General features: G+C 52.5%; 28 protein-coding genes. 19 read left to right on the top strand and 9 right to left on the bottom strand.

Going from position 1 to position 24,870, the window contains the following annotated elements; genetic code table 11:
- Positions 1-75 precede the first annotated feature (75 nt).
- Complete coding sequence (locus tag A0V43_RS10270) at positions 76-1,386, top strand: DEAD/DEAH box helicase (protein WP_063193044.1); 1,311 nt, start codon at positions 76-78, stop codon at positions 1,384-1,386.
- A gap of 41 nt (positions 1,387-1,427) precedes the next feature.
- Complete coding sequence (locus A0V43_RS10265; RefSeq protein WP_015375421.1) at positions 1,428-2,327, top strand: deoxyribonuclease IV; 900 nt, start codon at positions 1,428-1,430, stop codon at positions 2,325-2,327.
- A gap of 20 nt (positions 2,328-2,347) precedes the next feature.
- Here A0V43_RS10265 and A0V43_RS10260 read toward each other — a convergent pair whose 3' ends face one another.
- Positions 2,348-2,608 carry a DUF2624 domain-containing protein gene (locus tag A0V43_RS10260; protein ID WP_015375420.1) on the bottom strand — a complete coding sequence of 87 codons (261 nt, stop codon included), beginning with the start codon at positions 2,606-2,608 and terminating at the stop codon, positions 2,348-2,350.
- A gap of 96 nt (positions 2,609-2,704) precedes the next feature.
- On the opposite strand from A0V43_RS10260, the gene A0V43_RS10255 reads away from it, so the two are divergent.
- The 4 genes from A0V43_RS10255 (at position 2,705) to A0V43_RS10240 (ending at position 5,710) form a co-directional block, all read left to right on the top strand.
- Positions 2,705-3,586, top strand: a complete 882-nt coding sequence (locus A0V43_RS10255; RefSeq protein WP_013144722.1) for a YitT family protein — start codon at positions 2,705-2,707, stop codon at positions 3,584-3,586.
- Positions 3,587-3,668: 82 nt separating this feature from the next.
- Entirely contained in the window at positions 3,669-4,436 is a 768-nt protein-coding gene (locus A0V43_RS10250; RefSeq protein ID WP_013144723.1) for a metal ABC transporter ATP-binding protein, read from the top strand.
- A 25-nt stretch (positions 4,437-4,461) separates the two neighbouring features.
- The gene (locus tag A0V43_RS10245; protein WP_063193043.1) at positions 4,462-5,337 is read left to right on the top strand and encodes a metal ABC transporter permease; all 876 of its coding nucleotides are present in this window, start codon (positions 4,462-4,464) and stop codon (positions 5,335-5,337) included.
- The gene (locus A0V43_RS10240; RefSeq protein ID WP_013144724.1) at positions 5,291-5,710 is read left to right on the top strand and encodes a Fur family transcriptional regulator; all 420 of its coding nucleotides are present in this window, start codon (positions 5,291-5,293) and stop codon (positions 5,708-5,710) included. Before A0V43_RS10245 ends, A0V43_RS10240 begins: the two co-directional genes overlap by 47 nt.
- 37 nt (positions 5,711-5,747) lie before the next feature.
- Here A0V43_RS10240 and A0V43_RS10235 read toward each other — a convergent pair whose 3' ends face one another.
- A complete protein-coding gene (locus tag A0V43_RS10235; protein ID WP_063193042.1) occupies positions 5,748-6,314 on the bottom strand; it encodes a hypothetical protein in 567 nt (188 codons plus the stop codon).
- Between the two features lie 97 nt (positions 6,315-6,411).
- Here A0V43_RS10235 and A0V43_RS10230 point away from each other — a divergent pair, with 97 nt between their 5' ends.
- Positions 6,412-6,759: a hypothetical protein gene (locus A0V43_RS10230; RefSeq protein ID WP_011231947.1), complete on the top strand. Its 348-nt coding sequence runs from the start codon at positions 6,412-6,414 to the stop codon at positions 6,757-6,759.
- A gap of 56 nt (positions 6,760-6,815) precedes the next feature.
- Here the strand turns inward: A0V43_RS10230 and ispG are convergent, their stop codons facing one another.
- Both ispG and A0V43_RS10220 read right to left on the bottom strand, forming a co-directional pair.
- Positions 6,816-7,940, bottom strand: a complete 1,125-nt coding sequence (gene ispG / locus A0V43_RS10225) for a flavodoxin-dependent (E)-4-hydroxy-3-methylbut-2-enyl-diphosphate synthase (RefSeq protein ID WP_015375415.1) — start codon at positions 7,938-7,940, stop codon at positions 6,816-6,818.
- Between the two features lie 82 nt (positions 7,941-8,022).
- Positions 8,023-8,337, bottom strand: a complete 315-nt coding sequence (locus A0V43_RS10220) for a LysM peptidoglycan-binding domain-containing protein (RefSeq protein ID WP_063193041.1) — start codon at positions 8,335-8,337, stop codon at positions 8,023-8,025.
- Between the two features lie 298 nt (positions 8,338-8,635).
- Between A0V43_RS10220 and A0V43_RS10210 the strand changes: the two genes are divergently transcribed.
- The 3 genes from A0V43_RS10210 (at position 8,636) to pstA (ending at position 11,476) form a co-directional block, all read left to right on the top strand.
- Complete coding sequence (locus A0V43_RS10210; protein ID WP_015375413.1) at positions 8,636-9,526, top strand: phosphate ABC transporter substrate-binding protein PstS family protein; 891 nt, start codon at positions 8,636-8,638, stop codon at positions 9,524-9,526.
- Positions 9,527-9,591: 65 nt separating this feature from the next.
- The gene (gene pstC / locus A0V43_RS10205; protein WP_020278347.1) at positions 9,592-10,479 is read left to right on the top strand and encodes a phosphate ABC transporter permease subunit PstC; all 888 of its coding nucleotides are present in this window, start codon (positions 9,592-9,594) and stop codon (positions 10,477-10,479) included.
- Between the two features lies 1 nt (position 10,480).
- Positions 10,481-11,476 carry a phosphate ABC transporter permease PstA gene (gene pstA, locus A0V43_RS10200; protein ID WP_063193040.1) on the top strand — a complete coding sequence of 332 codons (996 nt, stop codon included), beginning with the start codon at positions 10,481-10,483 and terminating at the stop codon, positions 11,474-11,476.
- On the opposite strand, the gene A0V43_RS10195 is transcribed toward pstA, so the two are convergent.
- Together A0V43_RS10195 and A0V43_RS10190 are read right to left on the bottom strand one after the other, a co-directional pair.
- Complete coding sequence (locus tag A0V43_RS10195) at positions 11,442-12,215, bottom strand: DUF1189 domain-containing protein (protein WP_063193039.1); 774 nt, start codon at positions 12,213-12,215, stop codon at positions 11,442-11,444. The genes pstA and A0V43_RS10195 overlap by 35 nt on opposite strands.
- A 94-nt stretch (positions 12,216-12,309) precedes the next feature.
- The gene (locus A0V43_RS10190; RefSeq protein ID WP_063193038.1) at positions 12,310-13,989 is read right to left on the bottom strand and encodes a methyl-accepting chemotaxis protein; all 1,680 of its coding nucleotides are present in this window, start codon (positions 13,987-13,989) and stop codon (positions 12,310-12,312) included.
- 263 nt (positions 13,990-14,252) lie between these two features.
- On the opposite strand from A0V43_RS10190, the gene sodA reads away from it, so the two are divergent.
- The 4 genes from sodA to pstB all read left to right on the top strand — a co-directional run bounded on the left by sodA (position 14,253) and on the right by pstB (position 19,627).
- Complete coding sequence (sodA, locus tag A0V43_RS10185) at positions 14,253-14,867, top strand: superoxide dismutase SodA (RefSeq protein ID WP_011231937.1); 615 nt, start codon at positions 14,253-14,255, stop codon at positions 14,865-14,867.
- A gap of 140 nt (positions 14,868-15,007) precedes the next feature.
- On the top strand, positions 15,008-16,300 hold the full coding sequence (locus tag A0V43_RS10180) for an MFS transporter (protein WP_063193037.1): 1,293 nt from the start codon (positions 15,008-15,010) through the stop codon (positions 16,298-16,300).
- A 72-nt stretch (positions 16,301-16,372) separates the two neighbouring features.
- On the top strand, positions 16,373-18,487 hold the full coding sequence (locus A0V43_RS10175) for a peptidoglycan D,D-transpeptidase FtsI family protein (protein ID WP_013144729.1): 2,115 nt from the start codon (positions 16,373-16,375) through the stop codon (positions 18,485-18,487).
- A gap of 330 nt (positions 18,488-18,817) precedes the next feature.
- Positions 18,818-19,627, top strand: a complete 810-nt coding sequence (gene pstB, locus A0V43_RS10170; RefSeq protein ID WP_122983934.1) for a phosphate ABC transporter ATP-binding protein PstB — start codon at positions 18,818-18,820, stop codon at positions 19,625-19,627.
- A gap of 144 nt (positions 19,628-19,771) precedes the next feature.
- On the opposite strand, the gene A0V43_RS10165 is transcribed toward pstB, so the two are convergent.
- Entirely contained in the window at positions 19,772-20,221 is a 450-nt protein-coding gene (locus A0V43_RS10165; protein WP_015375407.1) for an endolytic transglycosylase MltG, read from the bottom strand.
- On the bottom strand, positions 20,218-20,568 hold the full coding sequence (locus A0V43_RS10160) for a sigma factor-like helix-turn-helix DNA-binding protein (RefSeq protein ID WP_012820534.1): 351 nt from the start codon (positions 20,566-20,568) through the stop codon (positions 20,218-20,220). The genes A0V43_RS10165 and A0V43_RS10160 overlap by 4 nt, the downstream gene beginning before the upstream one ends.
- Positions 20,569-20,727: 159 nt before the next feature.
- Here A0V43_RS10160 and rpmG point away from each other — a divergent pair, with 159 nt between their 5' ends.
- The 5 genes from rpmG to A0V43_RS10135 all read left to right on the top strand — a co-directional run bounded on the left by rpmG (position 20,728) and on the right by A0V43_RS10135 (position 23,856).
- The gene (rpmG, locus tag A0V43_RS10155; RefSeq protein ID WP_011231931.1) at positions 20,728-20,877 is read left to right on the top strand and encodes a 50S ribosomal protein L33; all 150 of its coding nucleotides are present in this window, start codon (positions 20,728-20,730) and stop codon (positions 20,875-20,877) included.
- A gap of 53 nt (positions 20,878-20,930) precedes the next feature.
- Positions 20,931-21,503: a 5-formyltetrahydrofolate cyclo-ligase gene (locus A0V43_RS10150; RefSeq protein WP_015375406.1), complete on the top strand. Its 573-nt coding sequence runs from the start codon at positions 20,931-20,933 to the stop codon at positions 21,501-21,503.
- Positions 21,493-22,266 (top strand): DUF92 domain-containing protein, encoded by a 774-nt coding sequence (locus tag A0V43_RS10145; RefSeq protein WP_063193036.1) that lies wholly within the window; start codon positions 21,493-21,495, stop codon positions 22,264-22,266. Before A0V43_RS10150 ends, A0V43_RS10145 begins: the two co-directional genes overlap by 11 nt.
- Before the next feature lie 75 nt (positions 22,267-22,341).
- Positions 22,342-22,521 carry a hypothetical protein gene (locus A0V43_RS10140; protein WP_015375404.1) on the top strand — a complete coding sequence of 60 codons (180 nt, stop codon included), beginning with the start codon at positions 22,342-22,344 and terminating at the stop codon, positions 22,519-22,521.
- Positions 22,522-22,686: 165 nt separating this feature from the next.
- Positions 22,687-23,856, top strand: coding sequence for a rhomboid family intramembrane serine protease (locus A0V43_RS10135; RefSeq protein WP_063193035.1), 1,170 nt, complete (start codon positions 22,687-22,689; stop codon positions 23,854-23,856).
- A 50-nt stretch (positions 23,857-23,906) separates the two neighbouring features.
- On the opposite strand, the gene A0V43_RS10130 is transcribed toward A0V43_RS10135, so the two are convergent.
- Positions 23,907-24,770 carry a hypothetical protein gene (locus tag A0V43_RS10130; protein ID WP_063193034.1) on the bottom strand — a complete coding sequence of 288 codons (864 nt, stop codon included), beginning with the start codon at positions 24,768-24,770 and terminating at the stop codon, positions 23,907-23,909.
- Positions 24,771-24,870 lie beyond the last annotated feature (100 nt).

Genomic DNA, 24,870 nt, shown 5'->3' with positions numbered 1-24,870 from the left:
ACGGCACGCTTTTGGGCCAACGAGATGGGAAACCTTCCAGTTGCGTTTATTTAATATAGAAGGGAGTGGTGCTTGATGACAGAAACGCAGTTTACTCGTTTTCCGTTTCAACCGTTTATCATCGAAGCGATCAAGACGCTTCGTTTTTATAAACCGACGGAAATTCAAGAGCGCATCATTCCGGGGGCGCTGCGCGGCGAAAGCATGGTCGGCCAATCGCAAACCGGAACGGGAAAAACACATGCGTACTTATTGCCGATCATTGAAAAAATCAAGCCGGAACGCGCCGAAGTGCAAGCCGTCATCACGGCGCCGACGCGCGAATTAGCGACGCAAATTTACCACGAAACGCTGAAAATCACGAAGTTTTGCCCGAAAGATCGGATGATCGTCGCCCGTTGTTTGATCGGCGGGACGGATAAGCAAAAAGCGCTCGAAAAGCTCAACGTGCAGCCGCATATTGTCATCGGCACGCCGGGGCGCATCAACGATTTCATCCGCGAGCAGGCGCTTGATGTGCATACGGCCCACATCCTTGTCGTCGATGAAGCCGACTTGATGCTCGATATGGGCTTTATCACGGATGTCGACCAAATCGCCGCCCGGATGCCGAAAGACTTGCAAATGCTCGTCTTTTCAGCGACGATTCCGGAAAAGCTGAAGCCGTTTTTGAAAAAATATATGGAAAACCCGACCTTTGTCCACGTCGACCCGAAGCAGACGGCGAACGAAAACATCGAACATGTGCTCATCCCGCTGCGCGGACGCGAGAAAACAAAACTTCTCCGTGATGTGCTCCTCAGCTACAACCCGTATTTGGCCATCGTATTTGTCAACACAAGGAAAATGGCTGACGAGGTCGCCGACCGTCTCGCTGAGCAAGGGTTGAAAGTCGGCGTGCTGCACGGCGATTTGACGCCGCGCGAGCGGAGAAAGATGATGAATCTCATCCGCGATTTGGAGTTTCAATATGTCGTCGCGACCGATTTGGCGGCGCGCGGCATCGATATTGAAGGCGTCAGTCATGTCATCAACTACGAGTTGCCTGATGATCTGCAGTTTTATATTCACCGCGCCGGACGGACGGCGCGCGCTGGCTATAGCGGCATTGCGGCGACGATTTACGAGCCGTCTGACCAAGATGCGATTGCCCGGTTGGAAAAAATAGGAATTTCGTTTGTCCACCGTGATCTCGTGCGCGGCGAATGGAAGGAGCTGCCGCCGTGGAACCGGCGGAGCAAGCGGGCGGGCGAAAAGGATGACGAACTGGCGCTGCTTTTCGCCAAACTGAAAAAAACGAAGCAGGTGAAGCCGGGCTACAAAAAAAAGTTGCGCGCGGAGCTGGAGAAGAAGAAAAAGCGGCTTGGCCGCTTCAAAAAATCATAATCGCCGTCCGCCTTTAACGCAAAGAAAAGGGAGAGAAGAACATGTTAAAAATCGGTTCACATGTTTCCATGAGCGGAAAGAAAATGCTGCTGGCCGCGAGTGAAGAGGCTGTCTCCTACGGGGCCAACACGTTTATGATTTACACCGGGGCGCCGCAAAACACAAAGCGCAAGTCGATTGAAGAGCTCAACATCGAAGCCGGGCGCAAGCATATGCAAGCGCACGGCATCGAAGAGATTGTCGTCCACGCCCCGTATATCATCAATATCGGCAATACGACCAATCTCGATACGTTTTCGCTGGGCGTCGACTTTTTGCGCGCGGAAATCGAGCGGACGGAAGCCATTGGAGCAAAGCAGCTTGTGCTGCACCCAGGCGCTCATGTCGGCGCAGGGGTGGAAGCCGGACTTCGCCAAATTATTCGCGGCCTAAATGAAGTGTTGACGCGCGAACAGACGGTTGAAATTGCCCTAGAAACGATGGCCGGCAAAGGGTCGGAATGCGGGCGGACGTTTGAGGAGCTCGCGTACATTATCGACGGCGTCGCCTATAATGATAAGCTGTCCGTTTGCTTTGATACATGCCATACGCATGACGCCGGCTATGACATCGTCAACGATTTTGACGGCGTCCTTGAGGAGTTTGACCGGATCATCGGCCTCGGGCGGCTGAAAGTACTGCACATCAACGACAGCAAAAACCCGCGCGGCAGCCGGAAAGACCGCCATGAAAACATCGGTTTCGGCCATATCGGGTTTGCTGCGCTCAACTATATCGTCCATCACCCGCAGCTTGAGGATATTCCGAAAATTTTAGAAACCCCATACGTGGGCGAAGACAAACACAACAAAAAGCCGCCGTACAAGCACGAAATCGCCATGCTGCGGGCGCAGTTGTTCGATGACCAGTTGCTTGAAAAAATCAACGCTGGGGCGGAATGAGAAAAGGGCTATGCGCCCTTTTATTTTTTTTGCACGAATTTCAAAAACAGCTCGTTCGCTTTTCGAGCGATGTCCGGCGAGGTGATTTTCGCTAACTCTCGCACCCATTTTTTCCGCTCCTCGGGGTCAAAGACGTTAATGTCGTTCTTCCGGGCGAGATGAAGAATTTGTTTCGCTTGGCTCGTCGTGATGGGCAAGCCGTACTCTCGGCTGTACGCAACGAGTTCTTCCGGAGTGATCGTTTTTAATTTTTGCTTGACAAGCTGTTGGTAAATGTTCATCGCAGCCGCCTCCTTGCTTCTGTTCCATCATATGACGTGAATGGAAAAGGCGTGTATGGTATAATGGAAAAAAACAAAAAGGGAAAGGGTGGTAGTTTGGCGCCAAAACAGCATAAAAAAGAACCGCTAGGCCATGTGTTGTATCGGGTGTTGATGATCGCCATCGGCGCCTCTTTGGCGGCGTTTGCCATCGAGCGGCTGCTCGTTCCAAACAAAATGATCGACGGCGGCATCATTGGCATATCGCTGATTCTGGACTACTTGACTCCGGACGAATGGCGGCTGCTCAATTTCGCCACGCTCGTCATCCTTTTAAACGCCCCGTTCATGTATTTCGGCTACAAGCAAATCGGGAAAACGTTCATGCTGTCAACGATTTTAGGCGTCGTGATCCTCGGCGTCACCGAACGGCTGTTTCACCATCTTTCCCCGCTGACGACCGAGCCGATTTTGGCCACCGTTTTTGGCGGGTTGTCGCTCGGTCTTGGCGTCGGATTGGTCATCCGTCATGGCGGATCGCTCGATGGGACGGAAATTTTGGGGATTTTGATGACGAAAAGGATCCCGTTTTCGGTCGGCGAGTTTGTCATGTTTGTCAACGTTTTTATTTTTGGCTGGGCGGCGTTTGTGTTTGGCCTCGAGCCAGCCATGTATTCGGTGATGACGTACTACATCGCCTCCAAAACGATCGATGCGGTCATTGAAGGGCTTGACGAGACGCGGGCGGCCTTTATTGTGACCGATCATTATGAGGAAATTTCCGACGCCATTTTGCACCGGCTCGGCCGCGGGACGACGAAATTGCTCGGCAAAGGCGGATATACGGACGAGCAAAAGGAAATCATTTATGCAGTCGTCACGCGCTTGGAAGTGACAAAACTAAAATCGATCGTCAATGAAATCGACCCGGATGCGTTCATCACCATTATGCCGACGCATGAAGTGCGCGGCGCCCGCTTTAAATCAGCGATTCATTGAGGTTTACAAAACGCGGGTGGTGGGGTATACTTGCATAGTGAAGCAAATCGGAATGATTCTGAATTAGCAAGGGAGAACCGCCATGGAAAATGGGCTTGTTGTGCAAATTGAGGATGTGTCGTTCCGCTATGAAAACGAGAACGTGCTTGAGCATGTTAGTTTAACCGTGCCGAAAGGGGCATTTTTAGGATTGGTCGGCCCGAACGGTTCGGGAAAATCGACGCTGCTCAAATGTGTGCTCGGCTTGTTAAAACCGAACAGCGGCCGCATTTTTTTGTTCGGCGAGCCGATTGAATCGTTTCGCGAATGGCATCGGATCGGTTTCGTGTCGCAAAAAGCGAACAGCTTCAACCGCAGCTTTCCGGCGACGGTTGAGGAAGTGGCGGCGAGTGGGTTGGCGGCCAAACGCGGCTTATTTCGGCCGCTGACAAACGAAGACCGCCGTGCGGTCGAAGCGGCGCTCGCGGCCGTTGGGTTGAGCGGCCTGGCAAAGCGCAATATCGCGGAGCTGTCCGGCGGCCAGCAACAACGGGTATTTATCGCCCGCGCACTGGCGAGCAAGCCGGATTTGCTCATTTTAGACGAGCCGACGGTCGGCGTGGATGCGCGCCATGTGCACGAATTTTACGAACTGCTCGGCGACTTGAACCGCCGAGGCTTGACGCTTATCTTAGTGACGCATGACATCGGGACGATCACGGACCGGGTGACCGATATCGCCTGTTTGAACAAGCGCCTCTATTTCCATGGAAAGGCGGAAGAGTTTGAACATCTTGGCAACGAGGCGATTTCGCAGTTTTATGGCCATCCGCTCCACGTCCTCTCTCACGAGCATGAACGGGCGGAATGAAACGGTGACGGTGGAGGAATGACACGTGTGGGAAGCCATTTGGCAATACGAATTTTTGCGCAATGCGTTTGTTGCCGGCGTTTTGACCGGTTTTACGGCGCCATTGCTCGGCGTTTTTATTGTCGTTCGGCGGCTGTCGCTCATCGCTGATGCATTGAGTCATGTGACGCTTGCGGGCATTGCCGCCGGGCTCTTGCTTGAAAAAACGATTCCGGCAGCCGCGAGCTGGAACCCGCTTTACATCGGAATGGGGTTTTCCGTCGTCGGGGCGCTGTTTATCGAAAAGCTGCGCGCTGTGTATCGGCATTATGAAGAGCTTGCGATTCCAATCGTGTTGTCGTCCGGTCTTGGCTTGAGCGTCATTTTCATTTCGATGGCCAACGGGTTTACGACCGATTTGTTTTCGTATTTATTCGGCAGCGTCAGCGCCGTCAGCCGTGCTGACGTTTGGACAGCGTTTGCTGTCGCCGCAGCTGCCGCGATGGTGATTTTGACGTTTTACAAAGAGCTGTTTCTTCTTTCCTTTGACGAGGAATACGCCCGTGTCTCCGGCGTTCGCACCACATTGATCCATTTTTTGTTTATTGTGCTTGTTGCGCTCGTCATTGCTGCATCGATGCGCATCGTCGGCGTGCTCCTCATCTCGTCGCTCATGACGCTGCCGGTGGCGGCGAGCATCCGCATCGCCAAAAGTTTTAAACAGGTAATCGGGCTTTCGATTTTGTTCGGGGAGCTGGCTGTCATCGCCGGGCTTTGGGCGGCGTATGAGCTAGACTGGGCGCCGGGTGGAACGATCGTCATCGCAGCGGTTGTCATTTTGCTTTTCGCACTCGGATGGAAAAGGGGCGGCAGCGATGAATATCGACGAAGCGTTGCAGTTGATGAAAGAGAAAGGATTTAAATATACGGAAAAACGGAGACAAATGCTTGAGTTGTTTGCCGAAAGCGACAAATACTTGACGGCCAAAGACGTGCTTGAAGCGCTCCGTCCCGTCTATCCGGGCTTGAGCGTTGATACCGTGTACCGCAATTTGTCGCTCTTTACGCTGCTTGGCATTTTGGAAATGACCGAGCTTTCCGGGGAGAAACATTTCCGTTTTGCCTGCGGCGCCCGCCGCCACCACCATCATTTCATTTGCATCCAGTGCGGAAAAACGAAGAAGATTGACGCTTGTCCGATGGATGGGCTTGCGGCGCAGCTCGATGGGTATGAGATCACTGACCATAAGTTTGAAATTTACGGCACATGTCCGCAATGTCAACAGAGGGGCTGATCCTAAAACGCATTCGCGTTTTGGATCAGCCCCTTGTTTATGGCCGGAGGCGCTGTTCGATTTCTCGCTTTGCTTCAAGCCAGTTATTGACGCGGATGACGTTTTCGGGGAGCGGGCCTTGGTTGTACGGAGTGTCAAACAAAATGACGGGAATGCCGCATGTTTCGGCGATTTCGCAGGCATTATCGTACTTGTCTTCAAAGAAGGCCGACAGCTTATATTGGCGGACGGCGGCGATTTTGTCGTGCGACCCAATCAGATCAATATGGTGGTAATGGACGCCGTGCCGCCGGAACCAGCGCTCGGTGAGATCGTACAAATGGCGGCCACGGGCGCTGATGTAATACAGCTCGTATTTGTCTTTCCAGCTGTCAATCACCTCAAGCGCATAGCGGGCAAGCGGAGCCCTCTCATAAATATCCGCTTCGTTTTCCTCAAGCCAGCGGTCCATTTCTTCCTCCGCCACGCCGTATAACGGCGCCAAATTGTATTGCGTAATGTCGTTTAATGCGAGCTCTTTGCTGAATGCTTCGTTTAAATACGGAATGAACGTGCTCGGACATGTCACCGTGCCGTCAATGTCGATGCCAAGCCGTTTTTTCACCGCTTCATCCTCCTGTTAGAAAATATTCACACTGATAAAATAACGCCGGTTTCTCATACTAATAATGCTTCTTACTTTAGGAAAGCGAGGGAAGCATATGGCAGACGACCGCGAGCGCACGTATAACGGAAGTTACGTGCAATCGATCGGAAAAGAGGAACCAGAACGCAATTTTATGGAAGAAACAGCGGCGGAAGTCGCTGAACCGATTCGCCGCGGCGACGAACGGGACGAAGAACGCGCGGACGGCGCCGGGCTCGGCTGGCTCGCTTTGGCCCTGTCCATCATCGCCTTGTTTATTTGGCCGATTTTGTTAGGGGCGGCCGGCATTATTGTCGGGTTTATCGCGCGCCGGCGCGGTGCAGAGACGCTCGGTGCGTGGGCCATCGGCATCGGCGTCATCGCGATTCTCGTCCGCCTGTTTATTATGCCGTTTTATACGTAAAAAGCGAGGGTGTCCCCAAGTGGGACGCCCTTTCTCGTTGTGCAGGAACATTCCGCTCATTGGGCGGCGTTGCCTTTCAGAGCGGCTTTGTTTTCCTTTTGCTTTGCAAAGTATTCTTCCGCCAGCTTGTCGATTTCTTTTTTCAGCTCTTCCACCATTTGCTCTTCGGGTACTTTTCGGACGATTTTGCCGTGGCGGAACAACAAGCCTTCGCCACGGGCGCCGGCAATGCCGATGTCGGCTTCCCGTGCTTCCCCGGGTCCATTGACGGCGCATCCGAGCACAGCGACTTTGATCGGCGCTTGAATTTTGGCGATATAGTCCTCGATTTCATTGGCGATGCTGATCAAATCGATCTCAATCCGCCCGCACGTCGGGCAGGAAATGAGCGTCGCCGCATTGGAAGCGAGTCCGAACGTTTTTAAAATTTCGCGCGCCACTTTTACCTCTTCAACCGGGTCGGCGCTTAACGAAACGCGGATCGTATTGCCGATGCCTTTGCTTAAAATGGCGCCGAGTCCAACCGCGCTTTTGATCGTGCCGGAAAAAAGCGTTCCCGCTTCGGTGATGCCGACATGGAGCGGGTAGTCGAACGTGCGCGCCGCTTTTTCGTACGCTTCAATGGCGAGGCGTACGTCGGACGCCTTTAACGAAACGATAATATCATGAAAATCAAGTTCTTCTAAAATGCGGATATGATATAAGGCGCTCTCAACCATGCCGTCGGCTGTTGGATATCCATATTTTTCTAAAATGCGTTTTTCCAGCGATCCGGCGTTGACGCCGATGCGAATCGGTACGCCGCGCTCTTTCGCCGCTTTCACGACCGCTTCGACTTTTTCGCGGCGCCCGATGTTGCCTGGATTGATGCGGATTTTATCGACGCCGCCTTCGATCGCTTTCAGCGCCAATTTATAATCAAAGTGGATGTCGGCGACAAGCGGGATGTTGATTCGCTTTTTGATTTCCGGTATGGCCTCAGCCGCCCGCTCGTCCGGGCAGGCGACGCGGACGATTTGGCACCCCGCTTCCTCGAGGCGGTGGATTTGCGCCACCGTCGCTTCGACATCGTGCGTTTTTGTCGTCGTCATGCTTTGAATGATGACTTCGTTGCTGCCGCCGATTGTCAGCGGACCGACGCGGACCGGCCGAGTCTTTGAACGATGGATGATTTCACCCACGGGAATTCGCTCCTTTAACATTCAAGTCGCTTTCTGCATTATTGTAACAGTGCCACCCGCCGTTTGACAAGCGATTCGCCGGTTAGCGATAGATCGGCACTTTATAAGTTTTCCCGATTTTTAATGTTTGCGCATGTTCGCCTGGATTTAACCGTTCAAAATCACGGATCAGCTGCTCGAGCGGAACGGGCAATGGACCGTTGAGTTCTTTCTCGATGATGGACAACAACGTATCGCCAGGGCGAACGGTCACCGTCCGGTACGGGATGGCCGCCTGTTTCGACTGGACAACGGCTGCCGCTGTTTCAGATGAAGGGTGAAGCGTTCCGATGGCAAGGTCGCGGTAAACGATATAACTGGAAAGAAAGAGAAGCAGGAGAAACATGAATTTTTTCATGACGCTTCCTCCGCATGCGTATATCTATTTCATATGTATGCTTGTCCAGCGAAAATATGTCTTCCTTAGCAAGGTCGTTGAGTTCATGAGGAAAACACTTCAACAAAAGAATGTCTCCAATTTGAAAAACGGCATCACCGTTCTTCTTTGCCTTCAAGGCTCGCTTGACGGCTTTTTGAACATATTCCTGTTTTTTGTCTTTACAGAAACTTAACAACTGCTTTATAAGGGCCTAACAATGTCTCGCTACAATGGTCTTGTACGTTGAAAGTACGAAAACAAAACGGGGGATTTCTGCATGTGGAGCAAACGAGTCAAATTGGGATTGGCCGCCTTGTTGATGACCGGCGTTTTGGCCGGCTGCGGGCAGACTGAAAACAACAACGCGGGCGGCAACGAAGGAACAGCAAAGAAAGAAGAAACCTACTCCGGAACCATTGCACTAGCGGGATCTACAGCGCTTCAGCCGCTGGCAGAGGAAGCGGCAAACGCGTTTATGGAAAAGTATCCGGACGTATCGATCACCGTTCAAGGCGGCGGCAGCGGTACGGGCGTCAACCAAGTGGCAGCCGGCGCCGTGCAAATCGGCAACTCGGATGTGCCGGCGGCGGAGAAGCTGGACGACAAATCGAAAGCGTCAGAGCTTGTTGACCATAAAGTGGCCGGCATCGCCTTTGCGATTGTGGTTAACGACGATGTGAAGGTCGATAATTTAACGACGAAGCAAATTCAAGATATTTTCAGCGGAAAGATTAAAAACTGGAAAGAAGTCGGCGGACCAGATGAAGCCATTCACGTGATCAACCGTCCGGCGTCATCGGGAACAAGGGCGACATTTGAGAAAACGATCATGAAAGGCGTAAAAATCGATGATTCCATCGGTACGGTGCAAGATTCGAACGGAGCGGTCGAACAGGCGATCAGCTCGACGCCGGGCGCTGTCAGCTATGTAGCCATGTCGTATTTAATTGGGGAAAAGAAAAACTTGAAAACGGTCAAAATTGACGGCGCGGAACCGACGGTGGAAAACATCCGCACGGAAAAGTACCCGTTTTGGTCGTATGAATACATGATTACCAAAGGGGAAGCGAAGGAAGAAGTGCGAGCGTTTATCGACTTTGTCAAGAGCGAAGAATTTGCGCCGACCGTTAAAAAGATGGGGTATATCCCGATGACGGAATTGGAGTAGAGAAGGGCGGAAGGCCGGCTCGTTAGGCCGGCCTTTGACAATGGAGGGATGAAGCCATGCAACAAATGCATACGAAACGGCGGAATCGCTGGCTTGAAGAGTACATCGGCCGCACGTTTGCGGTCATCTGCGGCTGGCTGATCGTTCTGATTACGGTGACGATGATCATCTTTTTGGCGGTAAAGGGAATTCAGTCCTTTACGGACAGCGGTCTTTCGCTTTCCGACATGTTGCTTTCGATGCAATGGGATCCAAACGGCACGCCGCCGAAGTATGGGGCGCTCATTTTTATTGTTGGCTCGATGCTCGTCTCGCTTGGCGCTTTGTTGATCAGTGCGCCGATCGCGTTGGCGTTGGCGATTTTCATGAACTTTATCGCTCCCAAATGGTTCGTTTCGTTGCTCAAGCCGGTGCTGGAGCTGCTTGTCGGCATTCCGTCGGTGGTGTATGGCTGGCTTGGGGTGACGATTCTCGTTCCGCTCTTGCGCGAATGGTTCGGAGGCTCCGGCTTTAGTCTGTTGGCGGGGATCATCGTCCTTAGTATGATGATTTTGCCGACTATCACCAGCATTGCGGCCGACGCCTTGGCCAATGTCCCGATGACGTATATGGAAGCATCATACGGGCTTGGCTCTACGCGTTGGCAGGCCATTTCCCGCGTCATCGTTCCGGCGGCGAAAGCCGGGATTGCCACCGGCGTCGTTCTCGGCTTGGCGCGGGCGTTTGGCGAGGCGCTTGCCGTGCAGATGGTGATCGGCAATACGATTAAGCTGCCTTCAGGCCTTGACAGCCCGACGGCGACGTTAACAAGTGTATTGACGATGGATATGGCGAATACGATCAACGGAACACCATGGAACAACGCGTTATGGACATTGGCGCTCATTTTGCTCTTGATTTCGTTTTTCTTCATTGCCGTGATCCGGTTGGTCGGCCCGAGAAAGGAGCGATAAGATGACAGCGCGAATGATCGATAAAGTTTGGACAGGCATTTTCTATGCGGTGGCTGCTGCAGTCATCGGGTTGCTCATGTTCTTTTTTGCCGTTGTGTTGTCGAAAGGAGCGGGGTTTTGGCAACCTGAGTTTCTGTTCGGACGGCCGAGCAATACGCAAGCGGGCGGCGGCATTGGTCCGCAGCTCATCAATTCATTTTATATGTTGGTTGTGACATTGCTTTTGTCGGTTCCGCTTTCGTTGGGAGCTGGAATTTATTTGGCTGAATACGCCAAACAAGGGCGGATCGTCGGGTTCATTCGCCTTTGCTTGGAAACGATGGCATCATTGCCGTCGATTGTCGTCGGATTGTTTGGATTGTTGGCGTTTGTCACCTTGACGGGTTGGGGCTATACGCTGCTCGGCGGAGCGTTAGCCGTCACGATCATCAATTTGCCTGGATTGACGCGCATTTGCGAAACGGCGATTTTGGATGTTCCAGCCAACATTAAAGAGGGGAGTCTTGCCCTTGGAGCGACGCGCTGGCAGACGTTGGTCAAAGCGGTGCTTCCGGCCGCCATCCCGCAAATTGTCACCGGCGTCATTTTATCGGCTGGGCGCATTTTCGGCGAAGCGGCTGTTTTCATTTATACCGCTGGGCTGACGACTCCGATGCTTCGTTGGGATGCGGATTGGTCAAGCCAAGCCAACCCGCTGAACGTGTTCCGGCCGGCCGAAACGCTGACGGTGCATATTTGGAAATTGAATTCGGAAGGCATTGTCCCAGACGCAAAGCTGATCGCGGCCAAATCGGCGGCTGTATTGATGGTGGCCGTTCTTTTATTCAATTTGGCCGCACGGCTCGCTTCTTCCTTGCTTGCGCGGCATTTCTCCGGGGGCGGCGCGCGCGTCGAGGACGAGGAGAAAGAAGCAAAGCAGCGTAAGCACAAAAAAAGCTGTCCTGTATCAACAGGCAGCCTTTTTATATTTCCCGTTTGGCTGATGGCACTTCCTTGACTGCCAAAAAGAGAACGACAAGCGAAACGAACCAATGGATCAACGCGCCGTAGGGCACGACCGCTTGCACCGTTTCCATCACGGTGAAAAAGACGGTCGACAGCGTAATGGCGTAAGCCGACATCACCCATGTATGGCGGTAGCGCAGCGTTTTGTCGAGCACGCCGGCCAAAATCAAGCCGAAAAAGGCAAAGATGCACACGCTGATGAATTTCCCGGCGCAGGCGAGCACGTATAAAACGAGCCCAAAAAGCGGGATGAGGACAGGGAGAAGCGACTGAAGACCGGCGATGAACGCGCGAACGTCTTCGTCGGTAATGGTCACATCCGGAAACGTGGCATAGTTGTAATGCTGCGCCTGATGGCCGGCGACGAGCACGGCCTCATGCTTCAAGAGCGCGATGGCGTTCGGAAACTGCTCGACGTTCTCACTCGTCACTTTGCCGGTGCTGTCAAAAATGATCGTAAATCCGCCTTGATCAATATGAATCGGCGCAGCCGCCTCCGAGTGAAGTTCGCCGTTTTCAATCGAAAACGGCGGCAACTCGTTATTCAATAAGGCGCTCGTTGTGCGGATGCCTTCCATAAGCGACGAGGAGAAATAGTAAAACGTCGGAAGAATGGACAGCAACGTCAGCAAAAACAAATAACCGATCGTTTTCCCAATTCCCTGAAATCGAAAGCGGGCGATGTCTTTTGGAGAATATAAGCTTTTCCACAGTTGGACGAATACGTTCATCGCAGACACACCTTTCTTTGTCTCCTTTTCCATTGTAGCCGGGAAAGAGGAAGAATTCAACTTGAGACAAAGAAAAAGCGGGCCTCTTCCCGCTTTAGTCAGAAGGCAAATGAAAGGTTTCAAGCAAGGCGCGCCATTGCAACACCCGTTCATTTAGTGCATCGGCTTCGGAACGAATGGCAGCCATGGCATTGTGCTGGTCGTCGGTAAAACTTGAAATTTGCTCCATCGACGAAGCAATCTGTTGGGCGACGGTGGCGATCTCTGCGATATGTTCACGCATTTTGCTGATTTGCCGCTCGATGGCGGCGAATTGTTCTGAAATTTGCAGCGTATGTGCGGATGAATGCGACACCATGGTGGTGATTTCTTCAAAGGCTTGTTGGCTTTCCGTGAACGTTTTTTTCGTTTCATCGAGTTGTTTTGCGCTTTCTTTCATCGATTGAACCGCGGCCTCGATTTGGCTTTGCACATCTTGGACAATGGATTGAATTTGTGCCAACGCTTGTCCTGTTTGCGCCGACAGCGCCCGGATTTCTTTCGCCACAACGGAGAACCCTAGGCCATGCTCCCCTGCTTTGGCTGCTTCAATGGCAGCGTTTAGGGCGAGCAAGTTCGTTTGTTCAGCGATGTTTCCGATTAGTGACAGAATGCTGGCAATATGGCGCGAATGATCTTTCAATGCATCGATTGTGTACATCGTTTTCGCAATGGATTGTTGCAGGTAAGCCATGTCGTTGCTTGCCCGCTCAACAAGCCGGTTGCCGCTTTCCGCTTGGGAATGGGCTTGTTCTGTGGAACGACGGGCTTCCTCCATTCGAAAGGACATTTGTTCCATTTCATCCGCCAGTTGTTGAAAAAAAGAAGCGATATCAGCCGATTTGCGCGCTTGCTGCTCTGCCCCGTACGCCGTGTCTGCCACCGCCGCAGCGATTTGTTCAGAAGCTGCTGTTGTCTCAGAGGATGTTTGGTTTAAAATGTTGGTAGCCGCTGCGATTTGTTCAGAGCTGAAGCGCATATGTTCGATCAGAACGGCCAAATTGCTGGACATCTGATGGAACCCATCGGTGAGGGCGAGAATATCTTTTGTCGCTGCATGCAATTCGATGCGCGACCGCCAATCGCCAGATCCAAGCCGTTCCATGGCTTGCTGGAGCCAAGCAATGGGGCGAGTGGCGCGGCGGATGATCCACCATCCGGCGAGGCATACGATCAAAATGGCGGAAACAGACCCTGCTAAGTTTGCTGCTTGTTGTTTCAAAAGCGGCCACAAATAGTCCTTTTCTGGAATGGCAATCATGTAGACCGCTCCTTGCAAATCACTTGAACTAGAAAATGCAGCCAGCCATTGGTCTGTATGCAAAACACCTTGCTTCTTTTTCAATATATCGCGCACGACCTGTTCGGGCAGCATTTGGTTAGGCGAGGATGGCCGTTTTGCCACCGCCCTTCCCGTTTTCGTTACAATCAATTGCACCGGATGAAGGTGTAAGGCGTGGAATTTCCGTTCATTTAACGTCAATGAATAATTCAGTTTTTGAGAAAACGCTTCATTGGTCGTTGTCGCTTTTAAAATAGAAATTTTTTCAACCATCGTTTCGCTTGATAGCTGCAACTGTTGTTGGATCGACTGAATCGCTGAATGGCGCCCTTGAATATAGCCGATTGAGGTGATGACAAGGGCCGACAACGTCGTTGTAAGCACCATGGCCATCATGGCAATGGTCTCAAGTCGAAAGGCGTTCCATAAAGAACGTGATCGCTTTGTTTCCATTTTCGCTGAGTTCCCCCTTAACTGGAAGCTATTTTATACTATAACTTGCCATTATGAAGAAATGGTCAACGTTGTGTTGAAAATATGTAAATAAAAAGCTCGTTCCCCCCCCGCAACAGGGTTCGACGATATGTGTGTTGAAAATATGGAAACAAAAAACGAGGACAAGCAAATCGATTGAAACATTGTGCCAACTTTGGTAAGCTAATCTCAAGCGAACGCGTTGGCGTTCGTGTACATAAACCAAAAAGGAGGAGATCGGTATGCCATTTGAATTGCCAGCATTGCCGTATCCGTACGATGCCCTGGAGCCGCACATCGACAAAGAAACGATGAACATTCACCACACGAAGCACCATAACACATACGTGACAAATTTGAATGCGGCGCTTGAAGGGCATCCGGATTTGCAAAACAAATCGCTCGAAGAATTGCTCAGCAATTTGGAAGCCCTTCCGGAAAGCATTCGCACGGCGGTGCGCAACAACGGCGGCGGCCATGCGAACCACTCGCTTTTCTGGACGATTTTGTCGCCAAATGGCGGCGGTGAGCCGACAGGTGAGCTGGCTGAGGCGATCAACAAAAAATTCGGCAGCTTCACCGCGTTTAAAGACGAGTTTTCGAAAGCAGCGGCTGGCCGTTTCGGTTCTGGTTGGGCATGGCTTGTCGTGAACAACGGCGAGCTGGAAATTACGAGCACGCCGAACCAAGATTCGCCGATTATGGAAGGCAAAACGCCGATTCTCGGCTTGGACGTTTGGGAGCATGCGTACTACTTGAAATACCAAAACCGCCGTCCGGAATACATTGCCGCATTCTGGAACATTGTCAACTGGGACGAAGTGGCGAAACGGTACAGCGAAGCGAAAGCGAAGTAATCAACAAAGCGGGGCGAAACAAAACGCCCCGCTTTTTTTCGACGAAGGGTGCAGGCAAAGGGAGCGGTTTTCGTTGCGCCGGGTGCATAGAGGCTGCGGAAACGGCCACACTACCGGATAGATGAAAAGGGGAGTTTGCAATGGCATTTTTCCAAAAACTAACCGGCCAAGAACAAGTGAACCGCGATTTGTTGCTTTTGCTTTGCATCGGTGGGGTTTACGCGCTCGGTGTTTCCCTGTCGAACACGTTTGTCAACATTTATTTATGGAAACAGACCGGCGATTTCCGCGACTTGGCGCTATACAATTTGGCGATTGTCACGATGCAGCCGCTGACGTTTATTTTCGCCGGCCGGATGGCAAAACAAATTGACCGCATTCTCGTTTTGCGGCTTGGCGTGTCGTGTTTAGCCGTTTTTTTTGTCACGGTTTTGCTGGTCGGCTCTCGCGCCCATCAATATTTGCTTTTTCTCGGTGCGCTGCTCGGCGTCGGCTATGGTTTTTATTGGCTGGCATTTAACGTGTTGACATTTGAAATTACCGAACCGGAGACGCGCGACTTTTTTAACGGTTTTTTCGGGGTGTTGACCTCATCAGCCGGCATGATCGGGCCGATTGTCGCCGGTTATATCATCTCATCGCTCCATGGAGCGAAAGGGTATACGTTCGTTTTCTCGCTGTCGCTCGGCTTGTTTCTTGTCGCTGTGCTGCTCAGCTTTTTCTTGAAGCGCCGCGCGGCCTCGGGGAAATATTTGTTCGTCCGCATTTTAAAGGAGCGGAATGAAAACCGGAACTGGCGGCTCATTACGAATGCCCACTTTTTTCAAGGATTGCGTGAAGGCACGTTTGTGTTTATCATTTCCGTGCTTGTGTATGTCACTTCTGGAAGTGAATGGGCGCTCGGCAAATTCGGGCTTGTCAACTCGTTTACGTCGTTTGTCGCCTATTATGCCGTCTCCCGGCTGATCAAGCGTGAATATCGGATGAAAGCGATTTTGTTGGGAGGAGCGCTGCTATATGGGGCGATTTTTTTGATCGTTTTCCATCCGACCTATCCGCGCCTCATTCTTTATGCCATCACGATCGCCATTGCGTATCCATTGCTGCTTGTTCCGTATTCCTCCTTGACGTTTGACGTCATCGGAAAGAGCTGGAAATCGGCCGAGGCGCGCGTCGAATACATCGTTGTCCGCGAATTGTTTTTAAACGCCGGACGGGTGGCGTCGATTTTCGCCTTTTTGACGGCTGTGGCGCTCTTTGGCGAAGAAGCTGGCATCCGCGTGTTGATGTTTGTGTGCGGAGCCGGGCATTTGGTGATTTATTGGTTTGTCCGCCGCATTCGTTTCACCGATGGCCATCCGGAGCACGGCCGGCGCGAGCGGCTTTTGCTTCGGCCGAAGCTGGCCGGCGAACGAGGCCGTTCGCCGGTGTGAGGGGCCAAGTTTTTCCCTAGCCATGCCCGCCTTTTTCTTTTACAATAGAAGGAGGGAAAGGAGGACCGGGGGATGAAACGGAAAAAGCGGGCGCAAGTGCCGATTCGGTTAAACATTTTGTTTTTCTTTGTTTTTTTGTTGTTTTCAGCGCTGATTTTGCGCCTTGGCGTCGTGCAGATCGTCTACGGTGAAGATTATCGGCGTGAAGTGGAGCGAACGCAGGATGAGATTGTCAGCACACCGGTGCCGCGCGGCAAAATTTACGATCGATTCGGCCGCGTGATCGTCGACAATACGCCGCAAAAGGCGATTACGTACACGCGCTCCAAAACGACTCAGCCGGAAGAAATATTGGACGTAGCAAGGAAACTCGCCCAATACATCGACATTCCCGATGCAGAGAAAAAAGTGACGGAGCGCGATATGAAAGATTATTGGATTTTGACCCATCCGGAAGAAGCCAAAAAGAAAGTGAGCGAACAAGAACGGAAAAAGCTCGCTGACCAAGGGCTGACACAAAAAGAGATCGACAAAAAGGTGTACGAATGGACGCTTGACCGTATCACCAAGCAAGATTTGGCGCAAATTTCGAAGTCGGAGCTTGAAGTGATCGCCATTAAACATGAGATGGAGAGCGGCTACGCCTTGACGCCGCAAACGGTCAAAAGCAAAGGAGTGACCGACCGCGAATATGCGGTCGTCAGCGAGCATTTGAGCGAGCTGCCCGGCGTCAATACGACGGTGGATTGGGACCGGAAATACGTCTATGACAATACATTCCGCTCTGTGCTCGGCAGTGTGACGGAAGAAGATGAAGGCGTCCCGCGTGAACGGCTCGATTACTTTTTAGCCCGCGACTACAGCCGCAACGACCGCGTCGGCAAAAGCTATTTGGAGATGCAGTATGAAGAAGTGCTGCACGGCAAAAAGGCAAAAGTGAAAAACGTTGTCGACAAATCGGGCAATGTCATCTCGGTTGAGCAAGTGTATCCAGGCGAGCGCGGCAAAGATCTCGTGTTGACCATCGATGCTGAATTGCAGCAAAAAGTCGAAGAGATCATTCAGCAGGAGATTTTGGCGACGAAGCGCAAAGGCCGGTCGCCGCTCTTGGACCGGGCGTTTGTCGTCATGATGAACCCGAAGACGGGCGAAGTGTTGGCGATGGCCGGCAAGCTTCTTCAAGATGGCAAATTTGTCGACTTTGCCATCGGCAACATCACGTCCGCCTATGCGATGGGATCGGCGGTGAAAGGGGCGACCGTTCTCACCGGCTTTCAAACCGGGGTGCTTCATCCGAATACGTATATCAAGGATGAGCCGCTGTATATTAAAGGAACCCCGGTGAAAAAATCATGGAAGACGATGGGGACGATCAACGAGCTGACGGCGCTCAAGCAGTCATCGAACGTCTATATGTTCAAAACAGCGATCGCCATTGGGGGCGGTGTGTATCGTCCGCACGCGCCGCTTCGCATCAATCCAGAGGCATTTACGACGATTCGCCACTATTTCAGCCAATTCGGCCTTGGCGTGAAAACCGGGATCGATTTGCCGAACGAACTTAGCGGCTTCCAAGGACAAAGCACGCGCGGCGGATTTTTGCTTGACTTAGCCATCGGCCAGTACGATATGTATACGCCGATGCAGCTGGCGCAATACGTCTCGACGATCGCCAACGGCGGCTATCGAATGAAGCCGCAGCTTGTCAAAGAAATTCGTGAGCCGTCGGCTGACGGAAAAAAACTTGGCCGAATCATGAAACGGTTCGAACCGGTTGTGCTAAACCGGATTGATATGAAGACGGAATACATCAAGCGAGTGCAAGAAGGATTCCGCCGTGTGATGCAAGAGCCGGGCGGAACGGCGTATTCGTACTTTGCGAGTGCTTCGTACAAGCCGGCCGGCAAAACGGGGACGGCAGAGGCGTTTTACGATGGACCGATCCAAAGCCGACGGAATGATCCAACGTACAACTTGACGCTCGTTGGCTATGCGCCGTACAACGATCCAGAAGTGTCGTTCGCTGTTGTCGTTCCGTGGGCGACGCAAGGGGAGAGCGACGGGATTAATGACCGGATCGGCCGCCGCATTTTGGACGCCTATTTTGAATTGAAAGCGAAGCGAGCCGCTGAAGGCGGGAGCAGCTTCGATGCGCAAGGCGGCGCGGAGGCCGCCGATGCGCGCTGACAGGAAAGGCGCCTAGCCAGGCGCCTCTTTTTTGCGCTTGCAAAAAAATGGATCTTCACCAAAAGTTGTACTTGATTTTTTCTGAACATACCCTATTTACGCTTGGGAGGGAAAATCAGCACGTTTTGCATATCTTTGTGCCGGAAACCGTATTGCTTGTCAAGTGCATGTTGTGGTGAAGAGCCAAAAAAATGATGTTTGTTTACAAAAACTTTACATACCGTCCACACAGCGTTAACGATCGTTTTGTATGCTCATGATAGGAAAAACTCGATCTTCCGCTGCCAGTGAGGGCGGAAGGAAATGAAAGGAGTCACGCCGATGAGGACGATGGCGGTGGTGGAGCGCCGAAAAGAGGACATTCCTTCGGCCCAGTTGGTGAAAAAAGAGGTCGTTTACGAAACGAATGGACTGAACGTATGGTATGGAGAGCATCATGCGTTAAAACATATTCACCTGTCTTTTTATGAACGCGAGATTACGGCGATTATCGGCCCGTCAGGATGCGGCAAGTCAACCTATATCAAAACGCTCAATCGAATGATCGAGCTCATTCCAAACGTCCGGCTCGAAGGGGAGATTTTGTATCGCGGCCGCCGCATTTTTGACACGTCATACCCTGTTGAACAGCTGCGGACGCAAGTGGGCATGGTGTTTCAAAAGCCCAACCCGTTTCCAAAGTCGATTTATGACAACGTCGCCTATGGGCCGCGCATTCACGGGATCCGCGACCGGCGGCTGCTCGATGAGATCGTCGAAAAAAGCTTGCGCCAAGCTGCGCTTTGGGAGGAAGTCAAAGATCGGCTTCATGAAAATGCCCTCGGTTTATCGGGCGGCCAACAGCAGCGGCTGTGCATCGCCCGCTGTTTGGCCGTCGAGCCGGATGTCATTTTAATGGATGAACCGACATCAGCGCTCGATCCGATTTCGACAGCGAAGGTCGAGGAGTTGATGGGCGAGCTGAAAACAAAATACAGCATCATCATTGTCACGCATAATATGCAGCAGGCGGCTCGCATTTCCGATCGGACAGCGTTTTTCTTAAACGGAGAAGTGATTGAGTACGGCGAGACAAAAACGTTGTTTTCTCGTCCAGCTGATCAGCGGACGGCGGATTATATCGCCGGGCGGTTCGGATGATAAAAGCGGCCGGAGGGCGTCAGGCATGACGGACAAAAAGTTCGTTTCAAAAAAGATGTGTTTTTTTCAAAAAACGCTGTTTGATGCGCAGACACAGCCTTAAGAAAAGGTGTCCCGGTCCTTTGGGAGGGACACCTTCTTTCGTTATGGTTCGGCAATCAAACGGCCGATGGCTGCGTAGTCCATATCGCTCCGCACGTTGTAGACGCCGGGGCGGATGGAGCGCGTCAGCCCATGTTGTTCCAAGTAGTCGTTGAAGGCGCGGGCGCTTTGAACGATGCCAGCCTCTTCAAGTTCGCGGGCAAATGTCTCTGGCGTATCTCCTTTTTGAATAACGAGTCGATAGACGTAAACGGTTTGCCCTGATGGTTCGGACATCTGCTTGGACGCCGCTTTCGGAGCGGCGTTCGGCTGAGCGCTGCGGAGCCTGTCGTATTCCTCTTTCGCCACGGCGACAAGCCCATGCTGTTTGAGGAACGTCTTGATTTCCGCTTCCGTCGGTGCAGCCGGGGGTGAAGCGTAATACGAGGCGCCGATCAGTGCTGTCGATGCAAGCAGCCCGAGGGCAAACGAACGCATGGATCGCTTGTTCATCGGCGCAACCTCCTTACCGCCCGCTCGACTTCCGCAACGGTCAGCCCCGTCTCACGGGCGATGTCTTCGAGCGGGAATCCTTGTTTATGCAAAAACAAGATGCGCCGATCGGCCGGCGACAATGATCCGCCAAGCCGCGGCGAAGCGGACCGTTGCCGCTCCGGAATGAGGAGCTCCTCCTCGATGACTTGCAGCCGCTTTTTGATCTGGTACGTTTCTTGCGCCAGGGAAACGGTCAAATGATCGATTTGTTCTTCGAGCGGTTTCAGTTCATCTTTCGCAAAAAAGGAAAGAACAAGGAGAATAATGGCTAGAGCTGCCAAAGCGATGATTGCGTATTCCACCACATGCATCCCTCCCCTTTTCACTATACCATACCATTCTCTGCTTGTGGCGCTCTTATTGAACAAAGATGAAATTTAGAGGTGGAAATCGCCGAAGAAAAATGGTATCATAGAAAGGTCTGATTATATATAAAGTATAAAGCTCGTTTGGAGGGAAAAAAGATGCGCGTGAACATTACATTGGCATGCACAGAATGCGGCGAACGCAACTATATTACATCGAAAAATAAACGCAACAACCCAGAGCGTTTGGAATTGAAAAAATATTGCCCGCGCGATCGCAAAGTCACGTTGCACCGCGAAACGAAGTAAGCAGTGGGAAGATGATTCCTGCTGCTTTTTATCTTTATGGGAGGAAGGGGAAGATGATGGACGGCAAACAGGAATGGCGCCAGCGCATGTTGAATCAGCTTCGGCAGCTTAAAGCGGCAGAAAAAGAGATGTACGATCGGCAAATCGCCGCTCATTTATATCGGTGGCCATTATGGCAAACGGCGCGGACGATCGCCATGACGGTGTCGAGAGAGACGGAAGTCAACACCTTGCCGATCATGGAACAGGCGTGGCGGGAAGGAAAAACGATCGGCGTCCCGAAATGCGATCCAAGGGCAAAAACGATGTCCTTTCGGCGGCTTGAGTCGTTTTCCCAGCTCGAAAAAGCGTACGCCGGATTGTTTGAGCCGATTGAAAAACAAACAACGCCGATCGACCGCGATGAGTTTGATCTCATCATTGTCCCGGGGGTCTGTTTTGCCAAAACCGGCTACCGGATCGGCTATGGCGGCGGGTATTACGACCGATATTTGCGGGGAGCTTCGGCGGTGACGGCAGCGCTGGCTTACTCCTTTCAAGTGATGGACGACATTCCGGCCGAGGAGCATGATGTGCCGGTGAAATTCATTATTACGGATCAAGGAGTTCTTCACTGTGAGCGATGAATGGTGGTATATCGCGGTCTCTGCCCTCGCTGCCGGCGGAGGATGGCTGTTGCGCTCGTTGTCCATATCAGGAGCGGCGGCAGCCGTTGTCATCGGCGCAGCGGTTGGATGCGGCTTTTCATGGGGCGGAATATGGGTGTTAGGCTGCTTTTTTGTCAGCTCCAGCTTCTTTAGCCACATCGGAAAGCAACGCAAGGCAAAACTGTCTGAAAAATTGGCGAAAGGCGGGCGGCGCGATGCCATCCAAGTGCTGGCCAATGGAGGGGTGCCGGCCGTGTTGGCGCTATTGGCCGCTGTCCGTCCCGACCCGATTTGGGATGATCTGTTTGTTGTCGCCGTCGCTGCAGCGAACGCTGATACGTGGGCGTCTGAAATCGGTTCTTTAAGCCCGTGGCCGCCTCGGGTTTGGCCGAGTTTTCGGCCGGTGGAAGCCGGCACCTCAGGGGCTGTGACGCTCCTTGGCACGGCTGCTTCGTTTGCCGGCGCACTGTTTATTGCGGCTGTTGGCGTGTTTTTTCTCGACGTCCGACCCGTTTTTACTCTTGCCTTTTTCGGTTGGCTCGGCAGCTGGTTTGATACGTGGCTTGGCGCGGCTTGGCAGGCGGCTTACTGCTGTCCGGCATGCGGGGCGACGACTGAGCGGAAACGGCATTGCGGGCAGGCGACCATTCATATGAAAGGCTGGCGGTGGCTTGACAATGATGCGGTGAACGTTCTTTCCGTCATCTTTGCGGTGCTGGCCGCCTTCGTGCTGGCGCGTTAGGCGCGCCCCGCTTCATATTTGGAGAGAAAAAGGGAAAAAGAATAACGAGCATGTCATATGATAGGAGGAACAACGATGAATAAATGGTCGTACTCGCTGCTTGTCGTTGCCGCTTTATGTCTTGCTTACCGCTATCGCTACCGAATGGCCGCCTTCGCATTGCGCGTTCCGCCGTTGCGAAAGCAACTTGTCCGATTTGCGCTCCACATTCCTCCTGTGCGCAACGCCCTTGTTTCGCAAATGTTGCGTCCATGATGCAATAGCGGTGAATCATTTTTGAAGAAGTCGGTTATGAAAAAACCGGCCGCGGCGGCCGGCGCCCGCCGGCCCATTCGCTCCGGTTTGCCGGACGGTCGATGAGTTGGCTTTGTTGCTGTTTGTCGGACTTGGCCTCGCCAGGGAAAGGGAGAGGAGAACGTGATGGGAACGATGGATGTACTGTTTTGGCAGCTTGTTCAGTGTTTGTCTCGCGGCGGCTACCGCATCGTACGGATGTCTGAGCAGGCCGATGAAGTATGGCTGGAATCAAACCATTGGCGTCGCCCAACACTCATCCGCCTCGTGCGCGCTGATTTTGATTGGAGCCGATCGTTGCGCCTTGATATGGAATATACATGGCAATTCGTTCAGCAAATGAGGGGATGGAATTTCAGCAAAGCGGGCCGGGTCATCAATGTTTATGTGATGGCGTATCCGCCGGTTGACGATTGGGAATTTCTTGTCGCCGAGCCGTTGCCGCTCTCTGGAGCGTCCGATGGCGTGCTTCATACGCTCCTCCTTCACAGCGGCAATATGGGGGACGTGCTGCCGCGGCTTGCGGAGATGACGGGTGTTGCGCTCCGTTTTGAGCCGCCTGTGGAAACGTCCGATCCGTTTGCTGCCGCCGAGCGCTTAAAGCGCGAGGTGGTCCGCGAATGGCGGCGCCGCCGTGAGGAGGAACGGCGCATTTTTGAGTATGGCAAGCCGATGTTCACCCGGCTGTTCATCGTCGTGCAGGTTGCGATGTTTTTGGTTCTCGAATGGAGCGGCGGGAGCACGAATCCGGATGTGTTGATCCACTACGGCGCCAAATTCAATCCGCTCATTGAGGCGGGAGAATGGTGGCGGCTGTTGACGCCGATGTTTTTGCATATTGGTTTTTTGCATCTGCTGACCAACACGCTTGCCTTGTATTATTTAGGGATCACGGTTGAGCGGCTGTACGGCTCGCTTCGCTTTTTGTTCATTTACGTAACGGCTGGATTTTTCGGAGCGCTGGCGAGTTTTTTGTTTACACCATCATTATCGGCCGGGGCGTCGGGAGCCATTTTCGGGCTGTTCGGGGCTCTTCTTTACTTCGGCACTGTCTACCGGCATTTATTTTTTCGAACGATGGGAATGAACGTCATCAGTTTAATCATCGTCAACCTGTTGTTTGGCCTGCTTGTTCCCGGCATCGACAACGCCGGCCATATCGGCGGACTGGTTGGCGGTTTTTTGGCGGCTGGCGTCGTTCATTTGCCAAAACACACCGCTTTAGGGCGGCAGGCGGGAGCGTTGGCGGTGTCGGCGCTGCTTGTCGCCGCTGGCTTATGGATCGGATTTCGGTAAACGCCCCCACTTCGCTTTGTTTGAAGTGGGAGGTCTCTTTTCGAAATGTGTTAAAGAAGTTGCACGAGCATCACTTTTTCCCCGTTTTTCGCTTCAATGAGAACGAAGAGCCTGCTGTAATCTTTGCGAATGAGAATGAGCGGCATCGTGCTGCCGATTGGCGAGAGGATGGATCCATCCTCTTTTTTTATGCCAAGGATGTACGACTTGTACAATCCTTCCCAAAGACGGCCGATGACGGTTTGCGTTTTTGCCGTTGACAACCCCGGCAACGGTTGTTCCGTGTAGGCGACGAGCTCCGGCAAATAAAGGGTGTAATAATCTTTCTTTGACAAAGAAAAGTGGGTGATCAGCTCGTCCGCTTTATGACGAAGAAATTCATTCGTGGCTTTGTTCAAGACGCGTTGCCATTCGCGCTCGTCATCTGTTCTTGGCCGCCGGAACGATGCGCGCGGATGGTACGGTGAGTCAATGACGTACAAATAGCTGCTTGACATCGTTTGGCTGCTTGTGATGTTCTCTCTTGTATGCAGCTCGCCGTGATGGAACGAGACAGCTTGAAAAAAGCGGCTGTCCCGCATCCGGACCGTCTTTTCCATGTCGATCGCGTCCGTGTTCGTTTTCCATTTCGACAGCACATCGGCCAAGCGGCCATCGGCAAACAACAACGAGACGTCCTGACGCAAATAGGCGCGGCGGTTTAAAATGGAGGCGGCTGACCAGCGGAGCGCGTAGCGTCCGGGTTCATTGTCGCCCTCAAGCGCAAGCGATGTTTTCGCTTCGATGAACGCCGCTTCGCGATCAAGCGGGAAAAACTTGATTGTTTCAGCGGTCTGATCGTGCTCCCACAGCGAGGCGAGCGCGGCGGCAAGGAAAAAAGCAAGCGCCATGAAGGGGATCATCCATCGTTTCATGACATCCTCCCGGATTGGACAAGGTTTTCACCAATATATGCATTGCAAGGAACATTTATGTATGAATTTCCTCATGCTTGTCTATGATGGGGAGTATACA

Source organism: Geobacillus sp. JS12 (assembly GCF_001592395.1).
In the GTDB taxonomy this organism is placed as follows: domain Bacteria; phylum Bacillota; class Bacilli; order Bacillales; family Anoxybacillaceae; genus Geobacillus; species Geobacillus zalihae.
Note: the sequence above shows the minus strand (reverse complement) of the source record. Positions and strands in the feature narration are given on the sequence as shown.

Bases quoted from the DNA above. Each gene is read 5' to 3' on its own strand.
- A0V43_RS10270 (WP_063193044.1), top strand. From the start codon at position 76: ATGACAGAAACGCAGTTTACTCGTTTTCCGTTTCAACCGTTTATCATC.
- A0V43_RS10265 (WP_015375421.1), top strand. From the start codon at position 1,428: ATGTTAAAAATCGGTTCACATGTTTCCATGAGCGGAAAGAAAATGCTG.
- A0V43_RS10260 (WP_015375420.1), bottom strand. From the start codon at position 2,608: ATGAACATTTACCAACAGCTTGTCAAGCAAAAATTAAAAACGATCACT.
- A0V43_RS10250 (WP_013144723.1), top strand. From the start codon at position 3,669: ATGGAAAATGGGCTTGTTGTGCAAATTGAGGATGTGTCGTTCCGCTAT.
- A0V43_RS10240 (WP_013144724.1), top strand. From the start codon at position 5,291: ATGAATATCGACGAAGCGTTGCAGTTGATGAAAGAGAAAGGATTTAAA.
- A0V43_RS10230 (WP_011231947.1), top strand. From the start codon at position 6,412: ATGGCAGACGACCGCGAGCGCACGTATAACGGAAGTTACGTGCAATCG.
- A0V43_RS10220 (WP_063193041.1), bottom strand. From the start codon at position 8,337: ATGAAAAAATTCATGTTTCTCCTGCTTCTCTTTCTTTCCAGTTATATC.
- A0V43_RS10210 (WP_015375413.1), top strand. From the start codon at position 8,636: ATGTGGAGCAAACGAGTCAAATTGGGATTGGCCGCCTTGTTGATGACC.
- pstC (WP_020278347.1), top strand. From the start codon at position 9,592: ATGCATACGAAACGGCGGAATCGCTGGCTTGAAGAGTACATCGGCCGC.
- pstA (WP_063193040.1), top strand. From the start codon at position 10,481: ATGACAGCGCGAATGATCGATAAAGTTTGGACAGGCATTTTCTATGCG.
- A0V43_RS10195 (WP_063193039.1), bottom strand. From the start codon at position 12,215: ATGAACGTATTCGTCCAACTGTGGAAAAGCTTATATTCTCCAAAAGAC.
- A0V43_RS10190 (WP_063193038.1), bottom strand. From the start codon at position 13,989: ATGGAAACAAAGCGATCACGTTCTTTATGGAACGCCTTTCGACTTGAG.
- sodA (WP_011231937.1), top strand. From the start codon at position 14,253: ATGCCATTTGAATTGCCAGCATTGCCGTATCCGTACGATGCCCTGGAG.
- A0V43_RS10180 (WP_063193037.1), top strand. From the start codon at position 15,008: ATGGCATTTTTCCAAAAACTAACCGGCCAAGAACAAGTGAACCGCGAT.
- A0V43_RS10175 (WP_013144729.1), top strand. From the start codon at position 16,373: ATGAAACGGAAAAAGCGGGCGCAAGTGCCGATTCGGTTAAACATTTTG.
- pstB (WP_122983934.1), top strand. From the start codon at position 18,818: ATGGCGGTGGTGGAGCGCCGAAAAGAGGACATTCCTTCGGCCCAGTTG.
- A0V43_RS10165 (WP_015375407.1), bottom strand. From the start codon at position 20,221: ATGAACAAGCGATCCATGCGTTCGTTTGCCCTCGGGCTGCTTGCATCG.
- rpmG (WP_011231931.1), top strand. From the start codon at position 20,728: ATGCGCGTGAACATTACATTGGCATGCACAGAATGCGGCGAACGCAAC.
- A0V43_RS10150 (WP_015375406.1), top strand. From the start codon at position 20,931: ATGATGGACGGCAAACAGGAATGGCGCCAGCGCATGTTGAATCAGCTT.
- A0V43_RS10140 (WP_015375404.1), top strand. From the start codon at position 22,342: ATGAATAAATGGTCGTACTCGCTGCTTGTCGTTGCCGCTTTATGTCTT.
- A0V43_RS10135 (WP_063193035.1), top strand. From the start codon at position 22,687: ATGGGAACGATGGATGTACTGTTTTGGCAGCTTGTTCAGTGTTTGTCT.
- A0V43_RS10130 (WP_063193034.1), bottom strand. From the start codon at position 24,770: ATGAAACGATGGATGATCCCCTTCATGGCGCTTGCTTTTTTCCTTGCC.